General features: G+C 58.1%; 19 protein-coding genes and 1 tRNA gene. 10 read left to right on the top strand and 10 right to left on the bottom strand.

Annotation, left to right across the window (positions count from 1 at the left end):
- Positions 1-9 precede the first annotated feature (9 nt).
- From F0155_RS11890 to F0155_RS11880, 3 genes are all read right to left on the bottom strand, one after another.
- The gene (locus F0155_RS11890; protein WP_150524731.1) at positions 10-1,710 is read right to left on the bottom strand and encodes an ABC transporter permease; all 1,701 of its coding nucleotides are present in this window, start codon (positions 1,708-1,710) and stop codon (positions 10-12) included.
- A gap of 106 nt (positions 1,711-1,816) precedes the next feature.
- On the bottom strand, positions 1,817-2,824 hold the full coding sequence (locus F0155_RS11885; RefSeq protein WP_425299922.1) for a Fe(3+) ABC transporter substrate-binding protein: 1,008 nt from the start codon (positions 2,822-2,824) through the stop codon (positions 1,817-1,819).
- A gap of 425 nt (positions 2,825-3,249) precedes the next feature.
- Positions 3,250-8,373: a PAS domain-containing sensor histidine kinase gene (locus F0155_RS11880; protein ID WP_208999245.1), complete on the bottom strand. Its 5,124-nt coding sequence runs from the start codon at positions 8,371-8,373 to the stop codon at positions 3,250-3,252.
- A 273-nt stretch (positions 8,374-8,646) separates the two neighbouring features.
- Between F0155_RS11880 and F0155_RS11875 the strand changes: the two genes are divergently transcribed.
- The 3 genes from F0155_RS11875 (at position 8,647) to F0155_RS11865 (ending at position 10,016) form a co-directional block, all read left to right on the top strand.
- Positions 8,647-9,030 (top strand): phasin family protein, encoded by a 384-nt coding sequence (locus tag F0155_RS11875; RefSeq protein WP_150524729.1) that lies wholly within the window; start codon positions 8,647-8,649, stop codon positions 9,028-9,030.
- Between the two features lie 211 nt (positions 9,031-9,241).
- Entirely contained in the window at positions 9,242-9,754 is a 513-nt protein-coding gene (locus F0155_RS11870; protein WP_150524728.1) for a phasin, read from the top strand.
- A 185-nt stretch (positions 9,755-9,939) separates the two neighbouring features.
- Positions 9,940-10,016 (top strand) — tRNA-His (locus F0155_RS11865).
- A gap of 42 nt (positions 10,017-10,058) precedes the next feature.
- Here the strand turns inward: F0155_RS11865 and F0155_RS11860 are convergent.
- The 3 genes from F0155_RS11860 to F0155_RS11850 form a co-directional block, all read right to left on the bottom strand.
- Positions 10,059-10,595 (bottom strand): DUF3291 domain-containing protein, encoded by a 537-nt coding sequence (locus F0155_RS11860; RefSeq protein ID WP_150524727.1) that lies wholly within the window; start codon positions 10,593-10,595, stop codon positions 10,059-10,061.
- Positions 10,596-10,780: 185 nt separating this feature from the next.
- On the bottom strand, positions 10,781-11,356 hold the full coding sequence (locus F0155_RS11855; protein WP_150524726.1) for a DsbA family protein: 576 nt from the start codon (positions 11,354-11,356) through the stop codon (positions 10,781-10,783).
- Between the two features lie 40 nt (positions 11,357-11,396).
- The gene (locus tag F0155_RS11850) at positions 11,397-11,636 is read right to left on the bottom strand and encodes a glutathione S-transferase N-terminal domain-containing protein (protein WP_150524725.1); all 240 of its coding nucleotides are present in this window, start codon (positions 11,634-11,636) and stop codon (positions 11,397-11,399) included.
- A gap of 336 nt (positions 11,637-11,972) precedes the next feature.
- On the opposite strand from F0155_RS11850, the gene F0155_RS11845 reads away from it, so the two are divergent.
- The 3 genes from F0155_RS11845 to F0155_RS11835 all read left to right on the top strand — a co-directional run bounded on the left by F0155_RS11845 (position 11,973) and on the right by F0155_RS11835 (position 13,975).
- Entirely contained in the window at positions 11,973-12,800 is an 828-nt protein-coding gene (locus tag F0155_RS11845) for a sulfite exporter TauE/SafE family protein (RefSeq protein WP_150524724.1), read from the top strand.
- A 160-nt stretch (positions 12,801-12,960) separates the two neighbouring features.
- Positions 12,961-13,662: an AzlC family ABC transporter permease gene (locus F0155_RS11840; protein ID WP_150524723.1), complete on the top strand. Its 702-nt coding sequence runs from the start codon at positions 12,961-12,963 to the stop codon at positions 13,660-13,662.
- Positions 13,655-13,975 (top strand): AzlD family protein, encoded by a 321-nt coding sequence (locus F0155_RS11835; protein ID WP_150524722.1) that lies wholly within the window; start codon positions 13,655-13,657, stop codon positions 13,973-13,975. Before F0155_RS11840 ends, F0155_RS11835 begins: the two co-directional genes overlap by 8 nt.
- 99 nt (positions 13,976-14,074) lie before the next feature.
- Here the strand turns inward: F0155_RS11835 and F0155_RS11830 are convergent, their stop codons facing one another.
- Positions 14,075-15,610, bottom strand: a complete 1,536-nt coding sequence (locus tag F0155_RS11830) for a P-loop nucleotide/nucleoside kinase family protein (protein WP_208999244.1) — start codon at positions 15,608-15,610, stop codon at positions 14,075-14,077.
- A 154-nt stretch (positions 15,611-15,764) separates the two neighbouring features.
- On the opposite strand from F0155_RS11830, the gene F0155_RS11825 reads away from it, so the two are divergent.
- Positions 15,765-16,145, top strand: coding sequence for a hypothetical protein (locus F0155_RS11825; protein ID WP_150524721.1), 381 nt, complete (start codon positions 15,765-15,767; stop codon positions 16,143-16,145).
- Positions 16,146-16,327: 182 nt separating this feature from the next.
- Positions 16,328-18,001, top strand: a complete 1,674-nt coding sequence (locus tag F0155_RS11820; RefSeq protein WP_150524720.1) for a thiamine pyrophosphate-binding protein — start codon at positions 16,328-16,330, stop codon at positions 17,999-18,001.
- A gap of 125 nt (positions 18,002-18,126) precedes the next feature.
- Here F0155_RS11820 and F0155_RS11815 read toward each other — a convergent pair whose 3' ends face one another.
- The 3 genes from F0155_RS11815 to F0155_RS11805 form a co-directional block, all read right to left on the bottom strand.
- Positions 18,127-20,859 (bottom strand): bifunctional acetate--CoA ligase family protein/GNAT family N-acetyltransferase, encoded by a 2,733-nt coding sequence (locus tag F0155_RS11815; RefSeq protein WP_150524719.1) that lies wholly within the window; start codon positions 20,857-20,859, stop codon positions 18,127-18,129.
- 124 nt (positions 20,860-20,983) lie between these two features.
- On the bottom strand, positions 20,984-21,814 hold the full coding sequence (locus F0155_RS11810) for a universal stress protein (protein WP_150524718.1): 831 nt from the start codon (positions 21,812-21,814) through the stop codon (positions 20,984-20,986).
- A 144-nt stretch (positions 21,815-21,958) separates the two neighbouring features.
- Positions 21,959-23,113, bottom strand: a complete 1,155-nt coding sequence (locus tag F0155_RS11805) for an acyl-CoA dehydrogenase family protein (RefSeq protein WP_150524717.1) — start codon at positions 23,111-23,113, stop codon at positions 21,959-21,961.
- A gap of 153 nt (positions 23,114-23,266) precedes the next feature.
- On the opposite strand from F0155_RS11805, the gene F0155_RS11800 reads away from it, so the two are divergent.
- Together F0155_RS11800 and F0155_RS11795 are read left to right on the top strand one after the other, a co-directional pair.
- Positions 23,267-25,066: a sensor histidine kinase gene (locus F0155_RS11800; protein WP_150524716.1), complete on the top strand. Its 1,800-nt coding sequence runs from the start codon at positions 23,267-23,269 to the stop codon at positions 25,064-25,066.
- Complete coding sequence (locus F0155_RS11795) at positions 25,063-26,457, top strand: sigma-54-dependent transcriptional regulator (protein ID WP_150524715.1); 1,395 nt, start codon at positions 25,063-25,065, stop codon at positions 26,455-26,457. Before F0155_RS11800 ends, F0155_RS11795 begins: the two co-directional genes overlap by 4 nt.
- Positions 26,458-26,590: the final 133 nt, after the last annotated feature.

Genomic DNA, 26,590 nt, shown 5'->3' with positions numbered 1-26,590 from the left:
CCGGATTGATCAGGCCGAGACGGCAGCTGCCGTTGGTCCCTTGCGGTTGGACGTTTTGGTTCGGAAGGTAGAGGCACTTGTCCGCGCCAGAAAGATCACCGGCAACAGCCCGACGAGAACAATCGCAAGAGAGGGCAGGGCAGCTTCTCCAAACGCCTCTCGCGATGCTGCTGAAAAGACGGTTGTTGCCAATGTCTCGAAGTTGAACGGGCGCAGCAGGATCGTTGCGGGAAGTTCCTTCATGCAGTCAACAAAGGTCAGCAACAAGGCAGACAGGAGGACCGGTTTCAGGATCGGCAGGTGGATCTGCAGGAGTGTCTTTGTCTCGGTCCGCCCCAGTGTGCGTGCGGCCATGTCGAGATGCGGGGAGATTTTTCCCAGTCCGCTTTCGATCTGGCCATAGGACACTGCGAGGAAACGGATGACATAGGCATAGATGATGCCTACACCGCTGCCCGAAAGCAGCAAGCCCGTGCCGAAGCCGAGCCACGCCTTGGTTTGGGAGGAAATGAAATTGTCGAGGGTGGCGAGCGGGATCAGGATGCCGATGGCCAGAACCGTGCCTGGAACGGCATAGCCAACCGAGGCAAAACGGACCGCTGAGCGAAGCTTGTTGCCCGGACGAAGGCGCAGGGCATAGGCAAGGATGACACTCACTGCAACAGTGACGACAGACGCTACGCTTGCAAGGGCGAGGGTGTTCTTGACGGTCGTGACGAAGGTCTCGGAAAAGATGTCTTCCAGACGCCTGCTGGCCTGATCCGCAAGCAACAGCGCGGGCACCACGAAGCCAAGGACAATCGGCACAAGACAGGCCACAAGGGCCGTAATGCCCCAGCCGGTCGAAAGCTCGAAGCGTAATGGCGTCTTGTGCTTCGCGGCTGCAGTGGAATGGAACTTCTGGCGCTTGCGGCCCTGACGCTCAAGCCAGAGCAGTGCAAAGACCATCAAAAGCATGGCAAGCGAGAGCTGGGATGCAGCGGCAAGGCTCGAGCGGTTCAGCCAGATATCATAAACCGAGAAGGTCAGCGTCCGAACGCCGAAAAATGTCACGGCCCCGATATCATTCAGGCATTCCATCAGCGCCAGAGACGCGCCAATTGCAATGGCAGGCCGCGAAAGCGGCAGTGCGACGCGAAAGAAAAGGGAGACCGGCGTTGCGCCGAGCGTTCGGGATACATCCAGAAGGCTCGCCGACTGAATCAGGAAACTGGCACGGGTCGTCAGGTAGACATAAGGGTAGAGCACCATGCTCATGACGAAAATGGCGCCACCCAGGGAACGGATCTCGGGAAACCAGTAATCTCTCGCCGATTGGAAGCCGAACAGCCAGCGGATCAGACTTTGTACGGGCCCCGTATAGTCAAAGACCTCAACATAGGCGAAGGCGACAATATAGGTAGGAACTGCAAGCGGAATGAGGAGGGCCCAGTCGAGATAACGACGACCGGGAAAGTCGCACATCGTCACGAGCCAGGCGGTCAGGACACCGATGGCGATGGTGATGATGCCGACACCCGCCATCAGGAGAATGGTTGTTGCGAACGAACCGGGCAGTACGGTGCTGAGAAGGTGACCCCAAATGTCCCCCACCGGAGACATGGCGATCCAGGCCAAGGCAAGGAGCGGAAAAAGGATAACGCCGGACAGGAGACCGGCGCTCCACTTCCAGCGTTTTTCGGATCCCGACTGTGTCTGGTTGAACGTCACCAGCGTGCCTCTCAGGTCTCGGTCTGTCTTACGGCTACGGGAGGGCCCCGATGGCTGAAAAGGCGCCGCGATAAGCAGCGCCTTTCCAAATGTGCGTCAGGTCTGATTAGCTGGACGGACCGTTGTCGAAGCCAACCTTGTCGACCAGCTCGCTGGCGGTCTTGCGGTGCTTGGCAACTTCTGCAAGCGAAACCGTGTCCGGCTTCAGTTCGCCCCAGCTCTTCACGCGCTCGGAGACTTCCACGCCCGGGGTGACCGGATATTCGAAATTGGTCTCGGCATAGATGTGCTGGGCATTGCCGCTGGACAGGAACTCGATCAGCTTGACCGCGTTGTCCTTGTTCGGAGCATGCTTGGCAAGAACGATACCGGCGATGTTCACGTGGGTTCCACGGTCTTCGGCATTCGGGAACAGAATGCGGACGGACTTGGCCCATTCCTTCTGCTCCGGTTCCTTGTCGTTGGTTTCCATCTTGCCCATGTAGTAGGTGTTGCCAATGGCGATATCGCATTCACCAGCGAAGATGGACTTTACCTGTGCGCGGTCATTGCCGGTCGGCTTGTGGGCGAGGTTGTCACGGACGCCTGCCAGCCACTCTTCGGTCTTTGCTTCGCCATGCTGTGCAATCATGGAAGCGATCAGGCCGATGGTGTAAACGTGCTGGCCGGAACGGGTGCAGATCTTGCCGCGCCACTTCGGATCAGCCAGTTCTTCATAAGTGATGGTGTCCTGCTGGACGCGATCCTTGGAAGCATAAATGATGCGTGCGCGGTTGGTCAGGCCAACCCAGTGACCTTCCGGGTCACGGAACTGGGCCGGAATGTTACCGTTTACGACATCGGAGACAACCGGCTGGGTGATGCCGAGCTGCTTGGCGCCGTCGAGGCGGCCAATGTCAACGGTCAGCAGAACGTCTGCCGGGGAGTTTTCGCCTTCAGCGGCGATACGCTCGCCAAGACCCTTGTCGGCAAAAATCACGTTTGCCTTGACGCCAGTTTCCTGTGTGAAGGCATCCAGCAGCGGCTGGATCAGGAACGGTTGACGATAGGAATAGATGTTCACTTCGCCGTCGGCCAAAGCCGGTGCGCTGGCCGAAGCCGCGGCTGCGAGCATGAACAGGCCGGATACGGCACGTGCAGTAGAACGCATTTGAATCTCCTAGTGCAGGATTGTTGGTCCCGTCTCATTTCCAAAACCTGATGGTCTCGGCAGGCGGAATATGGTTCGAACACCGCGCTAAGTCAATAAGTTCTTTGTTTTCAATAGTTTAGAATGATTCAAAACTAACATGAGTATTTCCCTCCAGTAAAGAAGCGAATTCGAACCTAAAATCAGCATCTTAGGTTCAGGTTTTTCCGATTGAAACGAAGCGTGTCGCAGCGGAATGTTTGGGCAGGGTAGGGAAAAAAATATTCGCAGCAATCGTCAGAAACTGCAGGAAACCGGCTGAATTCGAGATATTCACGCGATTACATGCGACAAAGCGCCATGGCCATGACTGGCCATCGCGCTTTGTTTCTAGATCGGAAGTCTCAAGTCTATTCCGCCAGAACCCGCTGTGTAGGGAAGCTGATTTCCACCAGTGTGCCCTGATTGGGGGTGGAGTCGATCCGGAACGAGGCACGGTTTGCTTCAACGAGAGCCTTTGTCAGGGGCAGGCCAAGGCCGGTGCCGCTGCCATGCCGGGCGGTATGAAGTTGGCGGAAGGGTTCAAGGGCAGCGCCAAGATCCTTCGCGCTCATGCCAACACCGGTATCGCGGACACGCAACACCACCTCGCCATTGTCCTCAAAGGCGGTGGAGACAATCGCTTGTCCTCCGGACTTGTTGAACTTGATGGCGTTGGACAGGAGATTCAGCACGATCTGGCGAATGGAGCGGGCATCGGCGACCACATTCGGAACAGAATCCGGCAGGCTGGCGCGGATGATCACCCTTTCGCGGTTCGCCTGCGGCTGCATGATCGCCACGCATTCATTGACGATATCCTTGATCGATACGGCAGAGAACTGAAGGTCCAGCTTGCCGGCCTCGATCTTGGACAGGTCGAGAAGGTCGTTGATCAGGCTCATGATGTGCGAGCCGGAGGTGCGAATGTCCTTCAGGTATTCCTTGTAGCGCTCGTTGCCGATCTCGCCGAAGCGCTCATCCATCATCACTTCCGAAAAGCCGATAATGGCATTGAGCGGGGTCCGGATCTCGTGGCTGATCTTGGCCAGGAAGTCCGACTTCTGCGAGTTCGCGTTTTCGGCCTGACGCTTGGCTTTGGTCAGTTCCTCTTCCGCGGTCTTCCACTGGGTGATGTCGCGCAGGACCGCGCAGAACTTGCGCTCCTGCCCTTCGTGCCCAATGCGACCGATGGTCATGAACAACGGAATGAGGCCGCCGGATTTAAGGAGGCCCAGCACCTCGCGCCCGTCATTGAGCACGCTGGCAACGCCATTGCGCACAAGGCCATCGAGATAGTCGCTGGCCGCACGGTGGCTCTCGGGGGCCAGATAATCCACCAGTGGCGCACCGATCATTTCTGTCCGGTGGGCATTGAAAAGAGCTTCTGCAGACCGGTTGGCCTTCAGGATCGAGCCGTGCCGGTCGAGCACCAGAACGCCATCTGTTGCTGTTTCAAGGATCGTGTCCAGCTCGGCGATCTGATCTTGCGCGGACTGCAATTCAGCAGCCGTCTTTGCATCCCCGGCTGCCGATCCGGCATTTGGGCGCGGGACAATGGAAATCATGAGGCCGCGGCCGCCGTTCCAGGGAACGGAATGCATGCGTGCATCCACCGGCAGTAACCCGCCATTGGCAAGGCGCGCTTTCAGGGCTCCGTCGACAGTTCCTTCCATGCCGTCCGCATCCGGGAAACTGTCTTCCGCTTCATCTGCAAAGATCGCTTCAAGTCCGCCCGCTTCGGTCAGGTGCTTGTGGGAGCGATATCCGAGAACGGAGAGGAGGGTTTCGTTGGCAAACAGAACGTCCCGGTCACGTGCAATCGCGATTCCGATCGGTAGCCTGTCGAGAAGGTCGGGATCGATCGGGCCGGATTGAACGGTTTCCGCAGGAAGCAATGCATCTTCCTCGAAGAACTCCATGTCATCAAAGCCGGGCAAGTCACCTTCAAATCGCGCGCCGAGCGCCTCAGCAATCTTCTTGAACGCGGCGAGGTCAGGCCGGGACAGGTTGGAGGTATCAACCGGCACAAGACGCGGTCGAGCCCCGACAAGCGGGATAACGGTCCCTGTTGGAGTGTCGTCCGGCGCCGGAGCATCGGACGTTTCTTCGTCCGTTTCCTTGTGGGCTGCCGTTTCGGCGAAGAAATCAAGCTCCTCGTCGCCAGTCGCTGCAACTTCCGACTTCACGACATCGTCGTCATCCTCCGAAGAGGACGGAGCGGGAGTCTTGATCTCGGTTTCAGCATCAGCTTCCGGGAACAGGGAAAGCTTGCCCTTTTTCTTGGCGTCGAATGACTTGGCGAGCGACTTGACCGCGCTTTCAATGTCCTTGTGGCCAAGGGGCTTGTTACCGTTTATGCCTTCGATTTCTTCCTTAGCTTCGGCGGAGAAAATCTGCTCAACCGAGGCATCAGGCGCTGTCTGATTTTCAGTCCCGGGTGTCAGGTCAGCTTCATCGACGGCTGTCTCCGTAGCGTCAACGGTATCAGCACTCTCAGTGAGGGGTGCCAGCTCTTCCCCTTCGTCTTCAAGAGGCGTTATGTCTTCTTGCGCGTCGTCGACAGCGCTCTCGGCACCTGCATCGTCGGCATCGGAAAACGCTGCAGCTTCCAAGACTTCCGGTTCGTCTACAGGTGCTTCTGCAGTCTCGTCAGTCTCTGCGACAAACTCGGACTGCCCCGTCTTGCGATCGGATGAAAGCTGCCCGATCAGGGCTGCAGCCTGGGAAGCAAGCCATGTGTTGCCACCAAGAGCCTTGTCCTTTTGCGGCTGAACGACGTCTTCGGTGGCTGCAATGTCAGCAGGTTCTTCAGCGGCCGTCGCTATCTCTTCCGTTTCCGGCGCGATGGCGTGCTCTTCAACCAGATCTGTATCAGCGCCGATTGCGTCTTCCTCCTCCCGCGCCTCGTCCGTCAGGGCAGGCTCGTCCGGGGCATCGACAGGGGGCAAGCCGGCGTCTTGCGCATGGTCCGGTTCGTCCTCGACACCAGTTTCATCAGCTTCATCGGAAAGAAATTCTTCTGCCGCCGCGGTTTCGCCTGTGTCAATTTCCGGCTCATCAATCGCGTCGGGTTCGGCATCAGACTGAACGTTCGCAATCCAGGGGTTTTCGGATGCAGCCTCCGTCACGACCGGATCGGCATCGGCCGAAGTTTCTTCTTCGCTTTCCGCATCTGCAAAATCGCCCGGTTCAAGCTCAGCCGCCTCGGTCTCCGCAGTTTCATCCTGATCGGTGAAACCAAGGACATCGTTGACAGCTTCGGTAACCTCGGTCTTGGCGGTCTCCGCAGCATCGTCCAGCGTTTCAGTAACTGTCTCGGCCTCGTCAAGCACCGCCTCTTCGACAGTTTCTGAAATCTCCTCCGCGTCCTCAACCATCTCGCCGACGGCTTCTGCAGCCTTCTCGGTGAAAGAGGATGCGATCGGTGTGTCCGGCACACCGCCAAGGACGCTCGCAATCAGATCGGATTCACCTGCAAGCGCGTTGCTGACAAATCGGTCGCTCTCTTCAGGTTGGTCTGGCGCCTCAGCCGCAACTGTCTCGTTATCCTCGTCCGCGGACGCAGCAAGATCATCTTCAGCTGTTTCCGGTTCCTGATGCGGTGCGTCGTCATCGGATGCAAATTCGAGGGAGGTGTCCTCGGTGGAGGGCTCGGAACCCGTGTCAAATTCTGCCGGGCTCTCGCTTTCCTCGAATGGCCCTTCACCAGTCTCCTGCGCCTCGCCTGCAAGCGCGCTCACGCCCGCCGTTGCCAGCACTGCAGCGGCCGCAACAGGCACGGCAGCAGCGAGGTTGCTGGTTGCTTCGGCGGCCTCCGGCTCATCAACAACAGAAGGCTCAACGGTTTCGTTGGCGACCGTGGACGCATCAAGCAGATGAGGTCCGGGTTGGAAAATGCCATCCGGGTCTTCTTTTGCGTCGGCAGTGCGGCAAACGCCAAACCCGCGATATCCTTCAAACTGGCGCTCCCGGTTGAAGGCCGGAAGGGCCGCCATGTCGACCGGCACGCGCAGGGCTGCTCCGGTCACCGGCCAGTAAACGGTCTTGCCAGACCAGGTGTCCCGACGGTCAAGCGCCTGAGCGATCTTCGCTCGCCCATCCACGCCATATTGCTCGCGAACCTCCGCCCATGTCTTTCCGACAATATCGGTGGTGCCGGCTCCAAGCGTCTGGGCGAATTCATCGGAAATGAACGTGAAACGCTGATCAAGGTCCATCTTCCACGCGAAGCGGACCGGACGGCGCTTTTGCTGGAACCGAAAGCCGTCAACTTCGGTGATGAGCGGGGCCGCTTCGGCTTCCGCCGGGGAGGCGGACGCCTCTGGTTCACCAGACACCGGGGCGTCAATTGCCTCTTCGGCTTGCGAATCGCTTGGCAGTTCGTCGCTCTGCAGCGATATTTCCTCAGCCTCAGCCTCAGCCTCAGCCTCAGCCTCAGCCTCAGCCTCAGCCTCAGCCTCAGCCTCAGCCTCAGCCTCAGCCTCCATCAAGTCCACAGGCTCCGGCGTTTCTTCGTCGGCCTCCAGATTCAGGTCGCTGGTTGGATGAGCTGTATAGGAAACAATGTCGGCTGGCTCAGCTTCGCCTGTAGCCGCTGCCTCGGCCACTGCTTCGTCCGCATCCTCGGCAAACGGAAGGACGGATTCATCTGGCGAAACCGTATCAAGATAGTCTTCCAGATCTGTCTGATCCTGCTGAGCAGCAGCGTCTTCAACAACGCCAAGCGCCTGTTCGGCTGTCCCTTCGAGGGGCACATCTGTGGCGTCAGAAGTACTCTCTTCAATCAGCGGGGCAACAACTGCCGCCACAGGAAGCGTTTCCAGCACTGGCGGGAGGGTTTCGCTCTCTTCGCTGATCCCGGCAGTTTTCGGGGTGTTCTTGAGAATGACGAGGCTTCGGCCATCTTCAAGGCCACCAAGCCGGGCTTCGTGAAGATTGCCTTCCACCAGAATGTTTGTGTCTTCGACGGCGTTTCCGCGCGCAGTTGGCCAGAAGTCGGGCAGATCCTCCAGCGCTCCAACCTTCGCTGCCACCATGCGCGAGCTGTCCAGCAGCACGGCTGTCTCGTCATTGCCGCTGATCAGGGTCAGGAAAGCCGTTAGCGGATTGCCGGCAACCGCGTGAGACGTGTCAGGGACAATGACAAGCGCGGCATTCTTGCCGTCTGCCAGTTCCAGTCGCTTGCACTGGCAGGTGAGCAGAACAACCTGCAGCCCCTTGTAGAATCGCAGTCGGTCAAGGCTCGGGCGTTCGGTCGAGCCGCTTGTGGCAATTCGTGTCAGATGCTGCCGGGCCGGGGACCTTGCAAGCCCCTGATATGCCTCCAGCGCGTTCAGGCTGCCGACTTTGAAAAAAGCTGCGCCCGCCGCGTTGGCCCACAGAACCTGTGAACCGTCATCCGAAAAAACCCAGGCTGCCTGTTGGGAGTCTGCAAGGGAAACTAGGTCGGGTCTGAGGCTGAGTTCCAGAAAGTTGGAAACGTACAAACCCATTCTTCAGCTCCACATTACTCTGAGCGACTGGTCGACTACTTTAGGCACCGCGTGCATCACCTGATAGTAAACAACTTATTAATAGCAGAGAATCTGCCTCGGCGTCCATGTAAACGCCTTGTTTAACCCCTTTAGAATGAAAGCGTGGTTAATCCCTTTGCGCGGTGTCCCCTTGTTATTTGCCGCAGGCCCGCCTGACGTGATAGCAAAGTGAGGCGGGCAGACGCGTGAAATCTCAAGCCCGTGTTTTATTTCAATCAGGAAGGTTTCCTCATGGCAGTAGACAAAACCGGCTTCGAAGTCCCAGAGCAAATGCGGGACATGGCCGAGAAAAGCGTTGATCAGGCGCGCAAGGCCTTTGACGAATTCATGAGTGTTACTCAAAAGGCTGTGGCGCAGGCGGAAGAAAGCGCTTCTGCTGTCCAGTCCGGCGCAGGGGACATGCAACGCAAGAGCCTCTCCTATGCCGAAGAGCATATCGATGCTGCCTTCAATTTCGCTCGTTCGCTGGTCAAGGCAACCGACATGGAGCAGGTTGTGGCACTGCAACAGGATTTCATGCGCAAACAGATGGAAGCCCTCGGCGAGCAGTCCCGGGACCTGTCTGATCGGGCAGTGAAAGCTGCGCAGGATGCAGGTAAGGCAACCAAGTCATAAGTGATAAGGTGTTGAAAAGTCGCGGGAATAGACCTGCGGCTTTTTGATTTTGTTGGGCGTCCGAATAAAATATTTTGTGCAGCGCAAAATAATGTTGCAATGCACAACATCATTTCCTATATTGACGTTGCGGATGACGACAGCCCGCCGACCTCCCGAGGCGGTAGATGAATTCGATTGATCGCGTCCGGTAATTTTTGGAGATGAGATCATGACTGAGACAGTAACACCGGCAGCAAAGACTGCCCCGAAGGCCGCAAAGACCGCTTCCAAGGCTGCAAAGGCTGCTGCCTTCCCGGATTTCGAAGCATTTGCAATGCCGAAGATGGAAGTTCCGGCTGCTTTCCGTGAAGCAACCGAGAAGTCCATCGAACAGGCTCGTGAAGCCTATGCTAAGGTCAAGAACGCTGCTGAAGACGCGACCGACCTGATGGAAGACACTTTCGAAACGTCCCGTCAGGGCGTTGTCGAGTTCAACCACAAGGCCGTTGATGCAGCTCGCACCAACGTCGACGCAACCTTCTCCTTCCTGAAGGACCTGATGGGTGTGAAGACTGTTGCTGAAGCCGTTGAGCTGCAGACATCTTTCGCTCGCAAGCAGTTTGATGTCCTCAGCACCCAGACCAAGGAAATGCAGGAACTGGCTCAGAAGCTGGGCACCGACGTTTCTGCTCCGGTCAAGGAAGCAGTTGAGAAGTCCTTCAAGGATCTCAAGGTCAACTAATCCTGACGCCGGGTTTTCCGGCAGGAAAAAGCTTGAAACGCCCCGCATCTTTTGTGGGGCGTTTTTTCATCCACTGGTCATTTGTTTTTGGCAAAATTGGCTCTTGTGGAACGAAAGCAATCTGTTTAGAAAACGGCTTGCAATCGAGGCGGAACGCTCTTATGTTCCGCGCCACTTCGATACAGGCAGACGTAGCTCAGTTGGTTAGAGCGTCGGATTGTGGCTCCGAAGGTCGGTGGTTCGAATCCACTCGTCTGTACCATTTCTCCCTGATTTTTAGACTTTCCCCTCCTGTGCGACCGCTTCACCCGTCGGATGCAGCCAGTTTGCGCATGAGTGCGGTATCGGCCTTGCTTGTGCCGCCGGAGGAATTAAACAGCGCCTTGAATGTAAAGGCCTTTGGGGTTGGCCCGTGGTCTCCCAGATGTTCGAGCCGTTGGACTGCTTCCGCCCAATCAGGGCGATGACTTTCGTTCACCCACCAAAGAACATAGTTTGGCCAGGGCGCTGGGTGGGCATGCCACTCACTGCCTTTTCTGTAGGCTTCTCCATGCCGACCATGAAAGGTCGTAGCCATCAAGGCTTCAGGGGTCTCCCAAAGGGAGAGCGTTGACGGGGCAAAGCCATCGCCATTGTCTTCCCAGTATTTCGGAAAGACTTGAGTGCCCCAGCTAGCCGGGCCGGGCTCGCTGTCATAACCGGACCGTGCAATGAAGCCCGGTGCGTCTTCGATCGCGGCAAAGGCCGCAGGCTCCCTGTCCCGAAACCCCTTGATGCGCGGGCTTTGGTAGGGTGCGACGAATTGATTGAACGTATAGGCTGCCAGAATAAAGCGCGTCATGAGCTTTCAGATAACAACGTCACAAAGAGAAACGCCAGCACAGCCCGTATCCCGGTCATGCTGACGTCGCCACCATTGTTATCGGTCTTACCCGCCTTGGCTACCCTTTGCGTGTTCGAACCTTGAGCCTTAAGGCCTCTCGAGCTGATACGCTCCCGGGGGGCACCCAAGGGGCACAGGAATGCTTAGAGGAGTGGGTCGACCACCGCTCTCCACTCGTCCAGTGTCGGCTCCTCGGAGAATTTGCCGACCAGATCAGAGCCATTCAGAAAGAATGTCGGCGTCGCCCAGACACCTTTTGTTGAGGCAAAGCGAATCGGCGTGCGCGCATCCGTATAGACCTCGCCCGTTTCGATCCGTTTCAGCATTTCTTTGCGGTCAAAGCCGGAAAAGTCATCCGCAAAATCCGCAATCAGGTTCAACAGGTCCTGATGGGTCTTGTCCCTGAACGGGCCGTTGTAGTAGTCGGCCTGACGGGCATAGAGATAGCTTGCGAAGGCAAAAAACGTCTCGTCGTTGTCACCGGCCAGAGCAAAAATGCCCTTGCTCACGTCCCATGCCTGACGGTGATTGCTCAAGGTGATCAGGTGAACCGCAAGACCGATTTCGCCCTTCGTGTAGTGTTCCTTGAGCGCGATAAGGGATGGCCATGCGAGCTTGGAATGTGGGCACTGAATGTCGATAAATGCCTCGATTTGAACCTTGGCATCGCGCGAGCCATGGAAATAGCCGCTGGGTTTCCTGCTGATCGGAATGGGCATGTAGGCCTCCTGCATTCTTTGTCGTCTTGAGGGCAGATGCTCAGGCGATGTTCAGTTTCTTCTTCAGATACGCGATGATATCGGCAGATTCGTACATCTCCACCCCGGTCTCTTCGTCGACAAGGTACGGGGTCTGCCGTTTGCCGCCGCGCGCAATCAGTTCCTGCTCGTAGTTCTTTGTGTCGCGGTCCCGCAGTTCCGCACGGATATTGTTCTTCCTCATGAATGCCATGACGCGTTCACCGTAGGGACACCCCTGTTCAATATAGAGAATGTACATGTCTTATCCTTTTTGCGGACTTTCGGTTGGAGAGGGTAGCTTGCGAGGATCTGTTGAACCCTTGGGAAGAACGCCTCGAATTGCCGATACCAGTCAGTTGTCTCAAGCTTTTGCAGCGCCGGTCGGATCTAAGTCTGTTCTGTTTTACTTTCAATGCATTACAGCGCTAAGCGGGGACACGGAACAATCACTTCGATGTGAAGCCTGGCAAAGGGGTAGGGCACATTTACGGTTGAAGTTTTTGCGTCCAGGCGAACCGGCACTCGCTGATCCGTACTGGTAATTCTGGAAAGGGCGACCTATCGTTCCGCCGATCAACCAGACAAGGCGTGGAACATGGAAGATATCAGTCTGCTGTCGCTGGCAATTCTGGCGGCGGCTTTGCTGGCAACCGGTGTCGTTGCGGGCATTATCGCGGGGCTACTGGGTGTCGGAGGCGGCATCGTCATTGTCCCCGTGCTCTATTACATGTTCACGTTCCTCAAGGTGGATCCGACCGTCCTCATGCATGTGGCGGTCGGAACTTCGCTCGCCACGATCCTTGCAACCGGCGCCTCATCCGCAAGGGCCCACTGGAAACGTGGTGCCGTGGACATGGATTTGCTGAAAACCTGGTGGTGGGCTATTGCGCTCGGCGTCATCGGCGGCGCGACACTGGCCGGCAATATTTCCGGCGGCGCCTTGACTGTGGTCTTTGGTGTGGTGGCTCTCGCGGTCGCGGCCAACATGCTTTTCCGCAAGGATGGCGCAGCCTTGGCGGAAAAGCTTCCCGGAACCCCGATCCGCGAAACCCTAGGCGTGATGATCGGCGGAATTTCCGTCATGATGGGCATCGGCGGGGGAACTCTTGGAGTTCCGATATTGACGCTGTTCAACTACCCCATCCGCAAGGCCGTTGGCACTGCGGCAGCCATTGGGCTGATCATCGCGGTTCCCGGAACCTTGATGTCGATCTATTTCGGCTGGGGTGTTGAAAACCGTCCGCCCTTTTCCCTGGGCTATGTGAACATGATCGGCTTCCTGCTGATCATCCCGGCGTCCACCTTGTCGGCTCCTTTGGGCGCCAAGATTGCCCACACGATTGATCCGTCCAAGCTCAAGCTTGTCTTTGCGATCTTCCTCGGGTTCACCGGCCTTCGCATGCTGTACGACGTCCTGTTGTGACCTTGCGCCACAACCGTTGGTGATGGGTCTATCAAATATGATGATTTGTGCTGATGGGTCGACAGGGGGTAAGGAGAAGCCGACCCGAGGCGGGCCGAACGCATCGGCTTGCCCGGCAAAGGTTTTTCCGGTCCGGACGTGAGCTCCGGCAGATGGTGTCATGAACGCAGAACCCGCAACCCTGTCCCTTGCCGGATGCCTCAGGGGCATTCGGCTCAGTTTGCCTATCCTGCCCGCGTCAATGGTGTTCGGTGCGGTGTTTGGAACTGTCTGCGCCCAAAAGGGGCTCACACTTTTCGAGACGTTCCTGATCAATTCCATGGTGTTTGCCGGTGCGTCCCAGTTTGTTGCCATGGAGATCTACCAGTCGCAGCTGACCTACGGGATCATGCTGGCGATGATCGGGGTCACGGCGGCAGTCAACATGCGCATGCTGCTTCTGGGGGCGAGCCTCCGGCCCTGGCTGGGAAGTGTGCCCGCCTGGCAAACCTATCCCTCGCTCTACTTCCTGACAGACATCAACTGGCTGCTATCCTTGCGGGAATACGGCAAGGGCGAGCGCGACTGGGGCATTTATCTCGGAAGCGGTCTGTTTCTGTGGGTGATGTGGGCGTTGTCGGTGATCCCCGGTTACATGGCGGGAAATGCGATCGCAGATCCTGCCGCATGGGGCCTCGATGTTGTCCTGCCTGCGTTTTTCGTTGCCATGCTGGTGCCGCTCTGGAAGGGCAAACGTCAAACCGTCAGTTGGTTGACGGCGGCCGTTGTCTCCATCGGAACCTGGTATCTGACCGGCGGCTACTGGGGCATTCTCACCGGGGCGATATCCGGAGCCATTGCGGGAGCGATGTTCGATGAGTGAACCGCTCATTCCTGCAGACTGGATGTTCATCGTCGCTGTCCTTGGCATGACGGCAGTAACCTATGCCATGCGGGCATGCGGCTACTGGATCATGGGGCAGGTGCCCCTGACACCGCGTGTGCGCCGGGCTCTTGAGGCACTGCCGGGGGCGATCATTGTCTCCACCATTCTGCCGATTGCCCTGAAAGGCGGGCTTTCCACCATGATGGCGCTTGCGATGGCCGCTCTGGTGATGGCGGTGTTGAAACGCGACTTTGTTGCGGTGGTCGTGGCGGCTGTCTGCGCCGCCCTGCTCAGGGCATCCGGGCTCTAGAGCACGTCTCGCATTCACTGAATCACTCGACGTGCCCTAAATATTTGATTTGACGCATTTCCTGACGGCGAACCGGTATCCACTTCGCCTGGAAATACTCTAGGCTGTGTGTTTCCGAACTTCAGCAAGAGTGGCCTGTGGTGTTTCTCCGGCAGAAACCCTCGGCCAGTGGAGCGGTTCGATATCGAACGTCGCCTGAAAGTCGATGACCTCCGGTGTTGCATCCGACGCATCATTCTCGCGTTTGGAAACGCGTTCCTTGGCGATTTCGATCGGGACCTCCAGCCAGATCCCAGCAAAGGGCACGTCGGCATGTGTCGCGATCTGCTCCAGCCGATCGCGCTCCGCAGGGGCGCCGAGAACGCCATCGAAAATCACTGACTGACCGGCCGCGAGCACTGCGCGTGCCTTTTTTTCAAGTGCGACATAAACCGCATCGGACCGCTCACGGGTGTAGGCTTCCGGAGGCGCCGGGTCTGTTTCCGCCAACCCAAGAGACACCTTGCGTTCCACGTCGGTTCGCAGCACCCGGGCACCCGGCGCGGGGCCAAGCTCGGGAGCAAGTCCATAGGCGGTGGTGGTTTTTCCCGTCCCCGAAAAGCCGCCGATGGCGACAAACATCGGGCGGGTTTCGCTCAGGAAATCCTGTGCCAGCTGGAAATAGGATTTTGCATCACGGACCAGTCTGTCCCTGTCCGCGTCCTTCGCCTGAAAGGAAGAATTGGCCGCCGAAATCTTCGCTCGAAGCGCTGCCCGCATCATCAGATAAAAGGGAAGGGTGGCAAGGCCTTCCAGATCTTCCGGTCTTGCAGTCCTGTCCAGATATCGATTGAAAACGCGATTGGCAGCAGCCTTTTGACCAAGTGCCCAAAGATCCATCAAAAGATAGGCAAGGTCATAGAGGAGATCGCAGGTGGCGATGTCATCGGAGAACTCCACTGCATCAAAGAGCACCGGTTTTCCGTCCAGCAGCACGATGTTTCGTGTGTGGGCATCGCCATGGCAAAGTCGCACAAGGCCTGCCTTGCCGCGCCTTAGAATGATGGGTTCAATTTCGGCCAAAACGGCACTGGCCCGTTCCGACAAGGCTTTGGCCTGATCAACGGGGAAAATGTCACCGGCATCGGCAAAGGCGTCGTCATTCTGGGAGAGGTATTTGCGAAGCTCATCGACAAAGCGCCCGGCGTCCATGGGCGGTGCGCGGTCATGGGCATTTGCCATCATGACGGCGAGATCATCGGCCAGTTCGGGCGAGAGGCTTTCGTGTTCCGCCAGAATTTCCAGTTCCTTGTTGCTGTCGAACCTGTTCATCTCGACAACCCATTCAACCACAGGGCCTTGGCCATCCAGAGCCAGTTGCCCATCTGGTGATCGGGTGACAGGCCGTGCGCCGAGATAGAGTTGCGGGGCGTTTGGTGTGTTCAGCCGAAATTCTCGGTGGCAGGCCTCTTTGCGCAAGGCGAGGGTGGAGTAATCCAGAAACGGGTATTTGACTGCCCGCTTGACCTTGAATGCCTTCGAGCCGCACAGGAAAATCACATTCGCGCCGGTATCTATCCTGACAACCTCGGGCTGTTCGGGATTGTCCGATGGCAGTCTCATCAGGAACTCGAAGACTTCGTTCTGTGTCGTCATCCCACGCGATCCGCCTGCTTCTTATCTCTTGAGGTTGGTATCACACCCTGCGCTTGCAGTGAGGCATCAAGTTGTACCCAGTGGTTTGATTTCCCTCAATGTAGGAATTCTGCCCTGTGCCAGTCTGGAGAAGACAACGGAAAGGAAGCAGGTCATGAGCGATCTGAAAGCCCTCAGGAAAATCCGGCTTAATCTGGCGAGAACCAAAGAGCACCCGCAAGGGTCTGCCCGTCACGGCTATGAATTCACCGCCCCACTGGACGAAACCGGACATATTGATGCTGCGATCTGGAAAAAGGAGCGGGAGCATTGTCGTGTGCGCCGCTTCTGGGGAAACGAGGAAGACGAACTCGGCCACCTGATCCATCGTCCGGGCGGGTCTTGGGCGTTCCACTATGACATCGAGGGCGAGGATGATGATGAAGCAGGATATCGTTTCGGTGCCCATGCCTTTCTCCCCGGTGAATATGTGTCCATCAAGGATGAGGATGGCGACCTTCACACTTTCCAGGTCGTGACCGTGCAGCCTGTTTGAGCCCAGCAGGATACAGGGACATGACAGGAAGATAGCCGCGGCCTCGGTCGCGGCTTTTTCATTCCATATCGAAATGATCTCATTGCCAAATAACGTGGGGTGAACTCTCCAAGTCCTTGGGAAACTGCGATATACGAAAGGGTAGATCCTTTTGGGTGATATCAGGTTTGGAGAGTGATGGAATGAACGCGCAGGAAAGAACCGGTGGCCAGTTGCTGGTGGATGCGTTGGAGAAACACGGGGCCGAGCGGGTTTTCTGTGTTCCGGGCGAGAGTTATCTCGCCGTTCTCGATGCGCTCCATGATGCCCGTATCCCGGTAACGGTGTGCCGTCAGGAAGGCGGCGCCGCCATGATGGCCGAAGCCCATGGCAAGCTGACCGGCAAGCCCGGCATCTGCATGGTGACACGCGGTCCCGGCGCCACGAATGCGGCTGCCGGCATCCATGTAGCTGCGCAGGACTCCACGCCCATGATCCTGTTCATTGGCCAGATCGAACAATCCATGCGCGAGCGCGAGGCCTTTCAGGAGGTGAACTACCGCCAGATGTTCGGCGGAATGGCGAAATGGGTTGCCGAAATCGATCAGGCGGACCGTGTGCCGGAATTCCTGTCGCGCGCCTACCACGTTGCCACATCCGGTCGTCCGGGCCCGGTCGTTCTGGCCTTGCCGGAAGATATGCTGGTGGAGACAGCAACCGTTTCCCAGCCCGCTGCCTGGACCCAGCTGGAAACCCACCCAGGTGCCGATCAGATGGCGGATCTGGCAGAGCGTCTGGCGACAGCGCAAAGACCTATTGCCATTTTGGGTGGAAGCCGCTGGACAGAGGAAGCCGTAGCCAACTTCACCCGGTTTGCGGAAACGTTTGATCTTCCGGTTGCCTGTTCCTTCCGCCGTCAGATGCTGTTTGATCACCTTCATCCGAACTATGCCGGTGATGTCGGAATCGGCATCAATCCGAAGCTGGCCGAACGTGTTCGCCAGTCGGATCTGGTGCTGCTGGTCGGTGGGCGACTGTCCGAAATGCCGAGTCAGTCCTATACGCTGCTTGATATTCCCCAGCCGAAACAGCCGCTTGTCCATGTTCATCCCGATGCGGAGGAACTGGGCCGGGTCTATCGAGCCGCATTGCCGATCCACGCCAGCCCGGTTGCCTTCGCCAAGGCTTTGGCCGCACTTGCAGCACCTGCCGGAACAAATCGTGGCAGCGCCGTTGCAGAGGCGCACGAGGATTATCTCGCCTGGTCCGCTGCCCGCCCACAGACGCCGGGTTCCCTGCAGATGGCAGGTGTCATGGACTGGATTGAAGGCAACATGCCTGAAGACACCATCTTCACCAATGGCGCTGGCAATTATGCGACCTGGGTGCACCGGTTCCATCGGTTCCGCACGTTCGGAAGTCAGGCAGCCCCTACTTCCGGCTCGATGGGCTACGGCCTTCCGGCAGCCATTGCCGCCAAACTGGCCTTCCCGAACCGCCCCGTGGTCTGCTTTGCTGGCGACGGCTGTTTGCAGATGACCATTCAGGAATTCGGCACGGCCTGTCAGGATGGCGCGAATATCATTGTCGTGGTGGTCGACAATGGCATGTACGGCACCATCCGCATGCATCAGGAGCGGACCTATCCGGCTCGTATTTCGGCAACCGAGCTCAAGAACCCGGACTTTGCTGCTCTGGCCCGTTCCTATGGCGCCTTTGCCGAAACCGTGGAGACGACAGATGCCTTCGGTCCGGCCATGGAGCGGGCACTTGCATCAGGCCAGCCGGCTCTCCTTCACCTGAAGATTGATCCGGAAGCCATCACGCCTGCAGCGTCCCTTTCGCAAATCCGGGCGCAGGCCCAGTTGAAGGCTTAAAGCCGTTCCAGGCGAAGTGGATACCGGTTCGTCGTCAGGAAACGCGACAAATCAAATTTTTAGAGCGCGTCGAGTGATTCAGTAAAAACGAGACGTGCTCCAAGACAAGCAGCGCGACTTGGCGGTCAGGCTTCGCGTGCAGCCTGACCGACCGGCAGGATGACTTCGGCAATGCCGGGGTCGCCGGGCGACGTATGGACGTCGAACCCGAGAGCCTCGCACATGGAGAGCATGTTGGTGTTCTCCTTGAGCACCTCGCCGCGGATTGTCTCTATGCCGTCAGCCTTGGCGTAGTGAATGATCAGCTTCATCAGTGCCAGCCCGAGACCGACCCCTTTCAGGTCCGAGCGAACCATCACCGCATATTCGCCGGTCTTGTGGTCCGGGTCCGCGTGGAGCCGCACCACACCCAGAAGCTCGCCGGATTTCGGATCAATGGCAGCAAAGGCCATGGCGCGGGCGTAGTCCAGCTGGGTTAGCCGCGCGAGGAACTTTCGATTGAAATCGCGAACAGGCGCAAAGAAACGAAGGCGAAGGTCTTCGGCTGAAACCTGCTCGAAAAACGCCTTGAACAGATCCTCGTCTTCCGGACGCACCGGACGGGTGAAGACGGTTTGCCCGTCTTTCAGCGTCAGCGTCTGCTCCCATTCGCTGGGGTAGGGGGCAATTGCAAGGCGCGAGGCTCCGGTGCGCCCCGGGTGCTGCGTCGGCGTGCCAAGCGTCATCCGGGCGTCCAGCGCCAGAATGCCCTCCTTGCGCACCACAATCGGATTGATATCGAGTTCCAGAATCTCCGGAATGTCGATGGTGATCTGCGACAGTTTTACCAGCGTCTGGGCAACGGCTTCCCGGTCAAGGCGCGGCCGTGTTTCGCCGCCATTCAGCAGCCGGACGATGCGGGTGCGATCAATCAGCGCCTCCGCGAGATTGAGGTCCAGCGGGGGCAGCTCCAGCGAGATGTCCAGACTGTCCTCGACCGCCGTGCCGCCATGACCAAATACCATTACGGGGCCGAAAATCGGCGTGTCCGCCAGTCCCATGTAGAGTTCCACCCCGTGGCGGTCTTCCAGCATGGGATGAACGCTGACCCCGGCGATCGTTGCGGCCGGAAACGCTGCCTGTGTCTTGGAAATCAGTTCTTGCGCGGCTTCCTGAACCGCAGCAGGGGATTCAACACCGAGCCTCACGCCATCGAATTTTGACTTGAACGGCAGGTCAGGCGAAATGAGCTTCACCACGCAGTGCCGGCTTCTTTGAAATATCCCGCGCGACAACTCGGCCGCTTCCTCGGGACTCGTTGCAAGCCGGGTTTCGATAATCGGTATCTGATAGGCTGCAAGAATGGCGCAAACCTCTTCCGGAGACAGCCACTTCTGGCCGCTGGCCATGGCCTTGTCGACAATCGCGCGTGCCGTCTTGGCATCGGGTGAGAAATCGACCGGCAAGCTCGGCGGAGCCGCCATCAGGAAGTCCCGCGACTGGGCGTCGCGGGCAAGATACATGATGCTGCGCACGGCCTCGGCAGGACTCGTATAGCTGGGAATACGGGCTTCATCGAGCGCAGTCCGGTCCTGCGGACTGCCGCCGACAAGACCGACGACAATCGCTTTCTTCCGACCGGTTCGGCGCTTGTCTGCCTTTGCGGCTTCGGCAATTGCATCGCCAAAAGAGGACAGCGAGGTAAAGGCCGTGCCCGCCTGAAGGGCCAGAACACCGTCGACGGCAGGATCTTTCAGCACGGTCTTCAGCACGTCGCACAAGGCCTGATTGGGAATGTCTTCGGTCAGAACGAGGGCTGCTGCAGTTTGAGCAGAAGATGGTGTGTCGCCACCATTTCGGCAAAAAGGAGCAATGGCCCGGCTGGTTTCTTCACTCAACTGTGCCAACGCTCCGCCCCGGTCCACGATGGCATCGGCAGCAAGGCTGGCAAGGCTTCGCCCGTTGGAGACGACGGCAAGGGCTTTGCATTGGGGGATGCGAACACGCGATAGCGTCTCCACCGCCTCGAACATTTCGTCCAGATCGGCAACCCGCATGACGCCTGTGCGCCGGAACACGGCGTCATAGACAAGGTCCGGCGTTGCGAGTTTTCCGGCATGGGTTCGCCCGCTGGATGTCACATCGCGGCTGCGCCCGGAGCGGATAATGATCACCGGTTTGCTGCGAGCAGCCGCGCGTGCGGCGGACAGGAACTTCCGCGGCGCGGAAATGCCTTCCACATGCAGGAGGATCGACCGGGTACGATAGTCCTGTGCGAAGTGATCTATCAGGTCGCCGATATCGACATCCATGCGGGTGCCCAGCGAGACAACGGCGGAAAAGCCGGTCTTGTTCTGTTTCGCCCAGGAAAGGGTCGCATTGAGAACCGCGCCCGAGCGGGAGATGAAGGCAATGTCGCCGGGATCGGCGGGAACAGCACTCAAAAGGGTGTTCAGGCCGGTTGCCGGAACACAATAGCCCAGACTACCCGGTCCGATAAGGCGCAAGCTGGCAGGTCGCGCGGCTTCCCGGCAGGCCTGCAACACATGTTCCGGCCAGGTCTCGAAGCCCGGTGACGGGATAAGGATCGCGCGTGTGCCGCGCCTGGCAAGGCTCTCGAAAACCGCCGGGGCCTGCAGTTCAGAGCCGAGATAGACAACCAGGCCGATGTTTTCCGGCAGTTGCCGATGGTCGGAGCATGTTTCGTACCCGCTGCCCTTTGGGGCGGAAATTCCAACGAGATGGATGGAGGAAATCTTCTGCAGGCTGCGGGGCAAGCCTTCAAGAAGCCGCTCGGTGAAGCGGCTGGAGTGCCGGGACGGGCCTATGATGGCGATTGAGTTTGGAGCGAAAAAGGCATCCAGATTGCGAATGGTCACGACGGTCTCATTGAGGCGAAAAGGGCATGCGTTCAATTAGCATGAAGATGACCAACCTGATATTGGTGGCCTTGCCAATTGATCGCATGCCCGTGGCAGCACTGTGACAATGAGGAGCTTGCTCTCAGTGTGCCATCAGAACGGGGACAGTCATGGCTTCCAGAATTTCGCGTGTCGCGCCACCAAACAGGAATTCACGCATCCGGCTGTGGCCATATCCACCCATGACGATCATGTCATTGCCATTGTCGGCAACATAGTTGAGCACAGTGTCGCCAATGCCGGTTTGGGGCTTGGTGATGACGTCCAAAGTGACATTCAGGCCATGGCGCGCAAGATAGGTCGCCAGATCGGCTCCCGGCTGCACACCTGCGCGAGCCTTCTTCTCAATGACCAGAACGGTAATCTTCTTCGCACGCGCCAGGATTGGCAGGGCTGCGTGAATAGCCCGAGTGGCCGTGACGCTGCCGTCCCATCCGACCAGAACGTTTTCAGGTTCAACCGCTTTTACGCCGATATACGGCACCAGCAGAACCGGAACGCCGCTTTCAAAAAGCACGGTCTCGATCAGAAGTTCGCGCATTGGTTCGGGGTTGTCAGGGTTTGTCTGGCCCATAACCACAAGATCGGTCGTGCGGAAATGATGGATGACACCATCCAGCGGACCACCGGTCAGAAGTTCGGTCATCCGGCTTTCCGATCTGCCACCGGCCCGGCGGGCAAGTTCCTCAAAATCGGCCTGTGCCGCCTTTGCAGCGCCAACAGCCTGTTCATGCGCAACTTGCAGATAGTCAACCGGCATGGGAGCCGCCGCAAAGGCCGGAACCACCGGCTCGAAGGCAATCGACAAACCCGTGACGTGCGCGTCGTAACGCAGGCCGAGTTCCAGAGCGTATTTGCTGGCCGGCTGATCGCCGGCGAGATCGACAACTGAGAGAATATCCTTGATCGGCATCACACATCTCCTTGGGCAGCGCGGCCTTGAAGGCCAGCGCATTCAGTGTCCTTTCCACAAACTAGGGTGTCTGGTTGCAAAGAGCTTTGATGCCAATCAAATCGTGAGCAGATGCAAACAGGGCCGCCAATTCGTCCACACAGCCTAAATTGCCGCCAATACTTCGCGGGCGATGATCATACACTGGATCTCGGATGTGCCTTCATAGATCGTTGTGATGCGGGCATCGCGCGCATATCGCTCCAGCGGATAATCCTTGATATAGCCCGCGCCGCCATGCAGCTGCAGCGCCGTATAGGTGGCGCGCTGGGCGGCTTCCGAGGCAAACAGCTTCGCCATTGAGGCTGCCTTTGCAAACGGTTCGCCGCGATCCTTGAGTTGTGCGGCCTGCAGGATAAGAAGTCGGGCAGCTTCCAGTTCGGTTTCGCGGTCGGCGATCATCCACTGAATGCCCTGCATGTCGGCCAGAGGTTTGCCGAATTGGTGCCGCTCCTTCACATAGGCCTTGGCCGTATCCATGGCCTTTCGCGCAATGCCGAGGCTGAGAGACGCGATGCCGATCCGCCCGCCTGCAAGTTCCGCGACTGCAACACGGAAGCCGTCATTTTCCCTGCCCATCAGGGCAGATGCCGGAATACGGCAATCCTGAAAGACGACTTCGTTTGTGGCTGAACCGGTCTGGCCCATTTTCTTTTCCGCCTTGGCAATCACCAGCCCCGGAGTTCCTGCCTCTACAAGAAAGCAGGAGATCCCTTTCCCACGCGGGGCGTCCGGGTCCGTCACAGCCCAAACGACAAACACACCGGCATATTCGCCGGAGGAAATGTAGAGTTTGGACCCGTTGAGGATGTAGTGATCGCCATCCTTCACAGCCCGCGTTTTCAGTGCTGAAGGATCAGAACCGGCACCGGATTCCGTCAGGCAAAATGCGCCAGCCGAATAGGTCCCGTCAGTAAGCTTGGGAAGATAAGCGGTCTTTTGTTCTTGCGAGCCAACCGCCTGAATGACCTCGCCCACCATGTTTGACACCGAAACGGTGACGGCAGTCGATGCGCAGCCGCGGGCAAGTGCTTCAATGGCAAGGGCAAAGGCAACACTGCCTGCTTCCGTGCCCCCGTAGTCGGCGGAAACGCTGAGTCCCATGAAGCCGTTTTCGGCCAGGGTGCGCAGGTTGCCCAAAAGGATATCCCGCCCGTCCCCCTGATCGAGTGCTTCCGCATTCGGCTCCAGCATGCTCTCGGAAAACCTGAGGGCGGTTTCCTGGATCATCGCCTGTTCTTCAGTGGGTTGAAAATCCATTCAGGTTGCTCCTGCTCGTTGATTGGCGGCAAGTTACCGGCGCGCACCAAGCCCTGTCCAGAGCGGAAAGACGACCAGTCTTCGCAGGTTGCAAACTTTGCGCTGTGTGGATCAGGATTTGCCGTTGGGACAAAAACCGGCGATATAGTTTGCATGAATAAGCGTCTGTTTCTGCTTGCCCTGCCGCTTCTCCTGCTCGGAACCGTTACGGCTCTCGTGGCTCATCTTGCCGTGAGCCGGGCCGAGGTTGCCAGCGACCGGATGGCAGCAGAACGATTGACGCTCTATCGGCAAACCATCCTCGGTGTCTACGAGAAGTATCGCTATCTGCCCTACATGATCGCTCGTGATCCAAGGGCAATCATGGCGTTGGACGATCCGTCCGAGACGGAGGTCGCCAACCTGTTCCTTGAGGAAATGGCGACCAATTCAGGCGCGTCGCAACTCTTTGTCATGGACCTGAAGGGTGACACGGTTGCCGCCAGTAACTGGCGAAGTGAGCTCTCTCTTATCGGTCGTAACTACGGTTTCAGGCCGTATTTCAAGTCCGCGATCCGCGGCGAGGAGGGGCAGTATTTTGCTGTCGGCATGACAACAGGATTGCCGGGCCTTTTTCTGGCACGACCGACACCGGTGGTGGGAGAACCGCGTGGCGTAGCCGTGGTCAAGGTCGATACGAAGGTTCTCGAGAGAACCTGGCGTGAAGGCGGGGAAACGGTCTATGTCACCGACGAAAACGGGGTTGTCTTCCTGTCCAGCGTTGCTGCGTGGCGTTATCGAACGACAGAGCAGCTGGCCCCGGCTGTTCTGGAGGAGATTAGTGCCGCCAGACAATATACGGGCAACACCCTCCGCTCGCTGGCCGAAGAGACCTCCGGTGATCCGCGTCTTTTGCGCATTGATGGTGTCACCTATAGGCACAACGCGGCCTTCGTCGGATTGCTGGGCTGGAAGCTTCATTATCTGGTGCCGGAAAAGGAAGTCAGCGGAGCGCAAACGCCGGTCTGGATCTCAGCCTTGGGGCTGGCCTTGCTTTATGCGGTCGCCGTCCTGTTTCTCCGGGGACGGGCGCTGAGACGGGCCTCAGCCATTCTTCGGCAGGAGTCGGCGGAACTGAAAGCCTTGAACACGCGCCTGACCGATGAGGTCGAGGAGCGTAGGCGAGTGGAAAGTGAACTCATTCGCGCGCAGGAAGGGCTCGCCCGATCAAGCCGTCTTGCAGCCGTCGGCCAAATGTCGGCAGCCGTGGCACATGAGTTGAACCAGCCGCTGGCAGCTCTTCGAATGTTTGTGGCGGGCACCCGAAAGTTTCTCGAGCGAGACAACCTCGCAGCCGCCCGTGAGAACCTGGATGAAATCGATGGTCTTCAGGATCGTATGGCCAATCTCACTCAGGAACTGAAACGCTTTGCGCGACCTGCGGAAAGCCGGATCGAGCGGGTGGATCTGCGCGAATGCGTCTGGGATTCGGTCAAGATCGCCCGTCCGCGTTTTGACGAGACTGGTGTCAATCTGTCCGTCAGCTGTCCCCACACACCGCTTGCTCTTGATACGGCCAGATATCGTGTCGAACAGGTCTTGCTGAATCTTCTCAAGAACGCTGCCGACGCGGCCAATCAGGCTCATCTGGAAACGGGGCAGGGAGAAGTCTCGCTGACGGCGGTTCTTGACGGGGATCGGGTGCAGGTTTCTATTGCCGACAACGGATCGGGGATCTCGAAAGAAGACCGGGCGCGGATATTTGATCCGTTCTTCACGACCAAACTGAGTTCGGGAGGGCTGGGGCTCGGGCTGTCCATTTCCATGCGAATTGCCGAGGACCTTGGTGGAACCCTTGACGTGATGGAAAGCGAAATGGGTGGTGCGGAGTTTGTGTTGAGCCTTCCGGCGGCGCCGGATCGAATATGTCCGGTGGAACAGATCGAAAGCGATGAAAAGGTGCCTGCCGAATGACTGACGGATCCACAATCACGCCGGTGCTTGTTGTCGATGATGATCCGTCCATGCGGGCAGCCCTTCGCCAATGGATGGGGTTGGCCGGGTTCCACCCGATCGAAACGGAAACGGCGAACGAAGCCATCTCCAGAATAACCCCGGACTTTCCCGGCTGTGTCGTCAGTGATGTCATGTTGCAGGGCGAGGATGGCCTCAAGCTGATGCAGCGCATCGGCGTGGTGGATTCGGAAATCCCGGTCATCCTGATCACCGGTCACGGAGATGTTCCCATGGCCGTCGACGCCATGCGTCTGGGAGCATACGACTTTGTCGAAAAGCCATTCGATCCGGACAGGATCGCGGAAGTGGTGCAGCGGGCGATCGAAAAACGCCAGTTGGTTCTCGAAAACCGCGCGCTGCAAAAGTCCCTGAAGGACAGTTCCACGCTGGAGAGTCGATTACTCGGCAACAGCCCGGTCATGAAGACGCTCCGGGAACGACTTCTGCATTTCGCCAAGACCGACGCAGCAGTCCTGATCACGGGGGAAACGGGAACCGGCAAGGAAGTGATTGCCCAGGCGCTTCATGCGTTCAGCAAACGCAAGGACAAGCCTTTTGTTGCCGTCAATGCGGCAGCCCTTGCCGAAAGCATGGTTGAAGCGGAACTGTTTGGTCATGAAGCCGGTGCCTTCACCGGAGCCGACAGAACCCGCGCCGGACGGATTGAGCAGGCCGACGGCGGAGTGTTCTTTCTGGATGAAATTGTCTCGATGCCGATTTCTCTCCAACCAAAACTTCTACGGGTGCTGCAGGAAAAGGAAGTGGACAGGATCGGCGGCAGGCGTCCGGTTCCGGTCGACATTAGGCTGGTCAGTGCTGCCAACGAAGATCCGCGCAAGGCGGTCACAGATCAGCGTTTGCGTGAGGACTTGCTGTTTCGCCTGAACACCATCGAGATCATCGTCCCGCCGCTGCGCGAGCGCGGCAACGACGTGCAGCTCTTGTTCGATACATTCCTGAACCGGTTCTCTGCGCAATATGAAATGGAGCGGCCCTTGTTGAGCGGGCAGGATGAAGCTTTCCTGCGCACCTATGAGTGGCCCGGGAATGTTCGGGAGCTCAGAAACGCCGCCGAACGGTTTGTCCTCAATGCCGGTGTCGGCGGCCAGCCACTGGCAACGCTGGTGGCCGGGCGCGGTGGGGAGCCGCAAGGGGCTGGAGATGGCACCTTGCGCGAGCTGATGGACGCCTACGAGAAAACGGTCATCGACAATGCGCTCAAACGGCACCAGGGGCGGATCAACCTCGTTATGGAGGAACTGGGGCTGCCGCGCCGGACACTCAATGAGAAGATGGCCCGCCATGGCCTGAGCCGGTCTCAGGCGGGTGTGGAAGAAACAGTCGACTGATCGGCGGAATCTTGCCTATTGGGCGAGGGTGTCGGCGGATTCTTGCCGCTTCTATATCCCGGCTTTGAGTTCACTAGCCGTTAAGCCTTTCACGGCGTTGCAAAAGTTAATTCTTTTGGCGTTTGGCACGCGT

This window comes from Roseibium sediminis (assembly GCF_008711325.1).
Classification (GTDB): Bacteria; Pseudomonadota; Alphaproteobacteria; order Rhizobiales; family Stappiaceae; genus Roseibium; species Roseibium sediminis.
The sequence above is the reverse complement of the archived record's forward strand: the minus strand, read 5'-3'. Positions and strand labels throughout refer to the sequence as shown.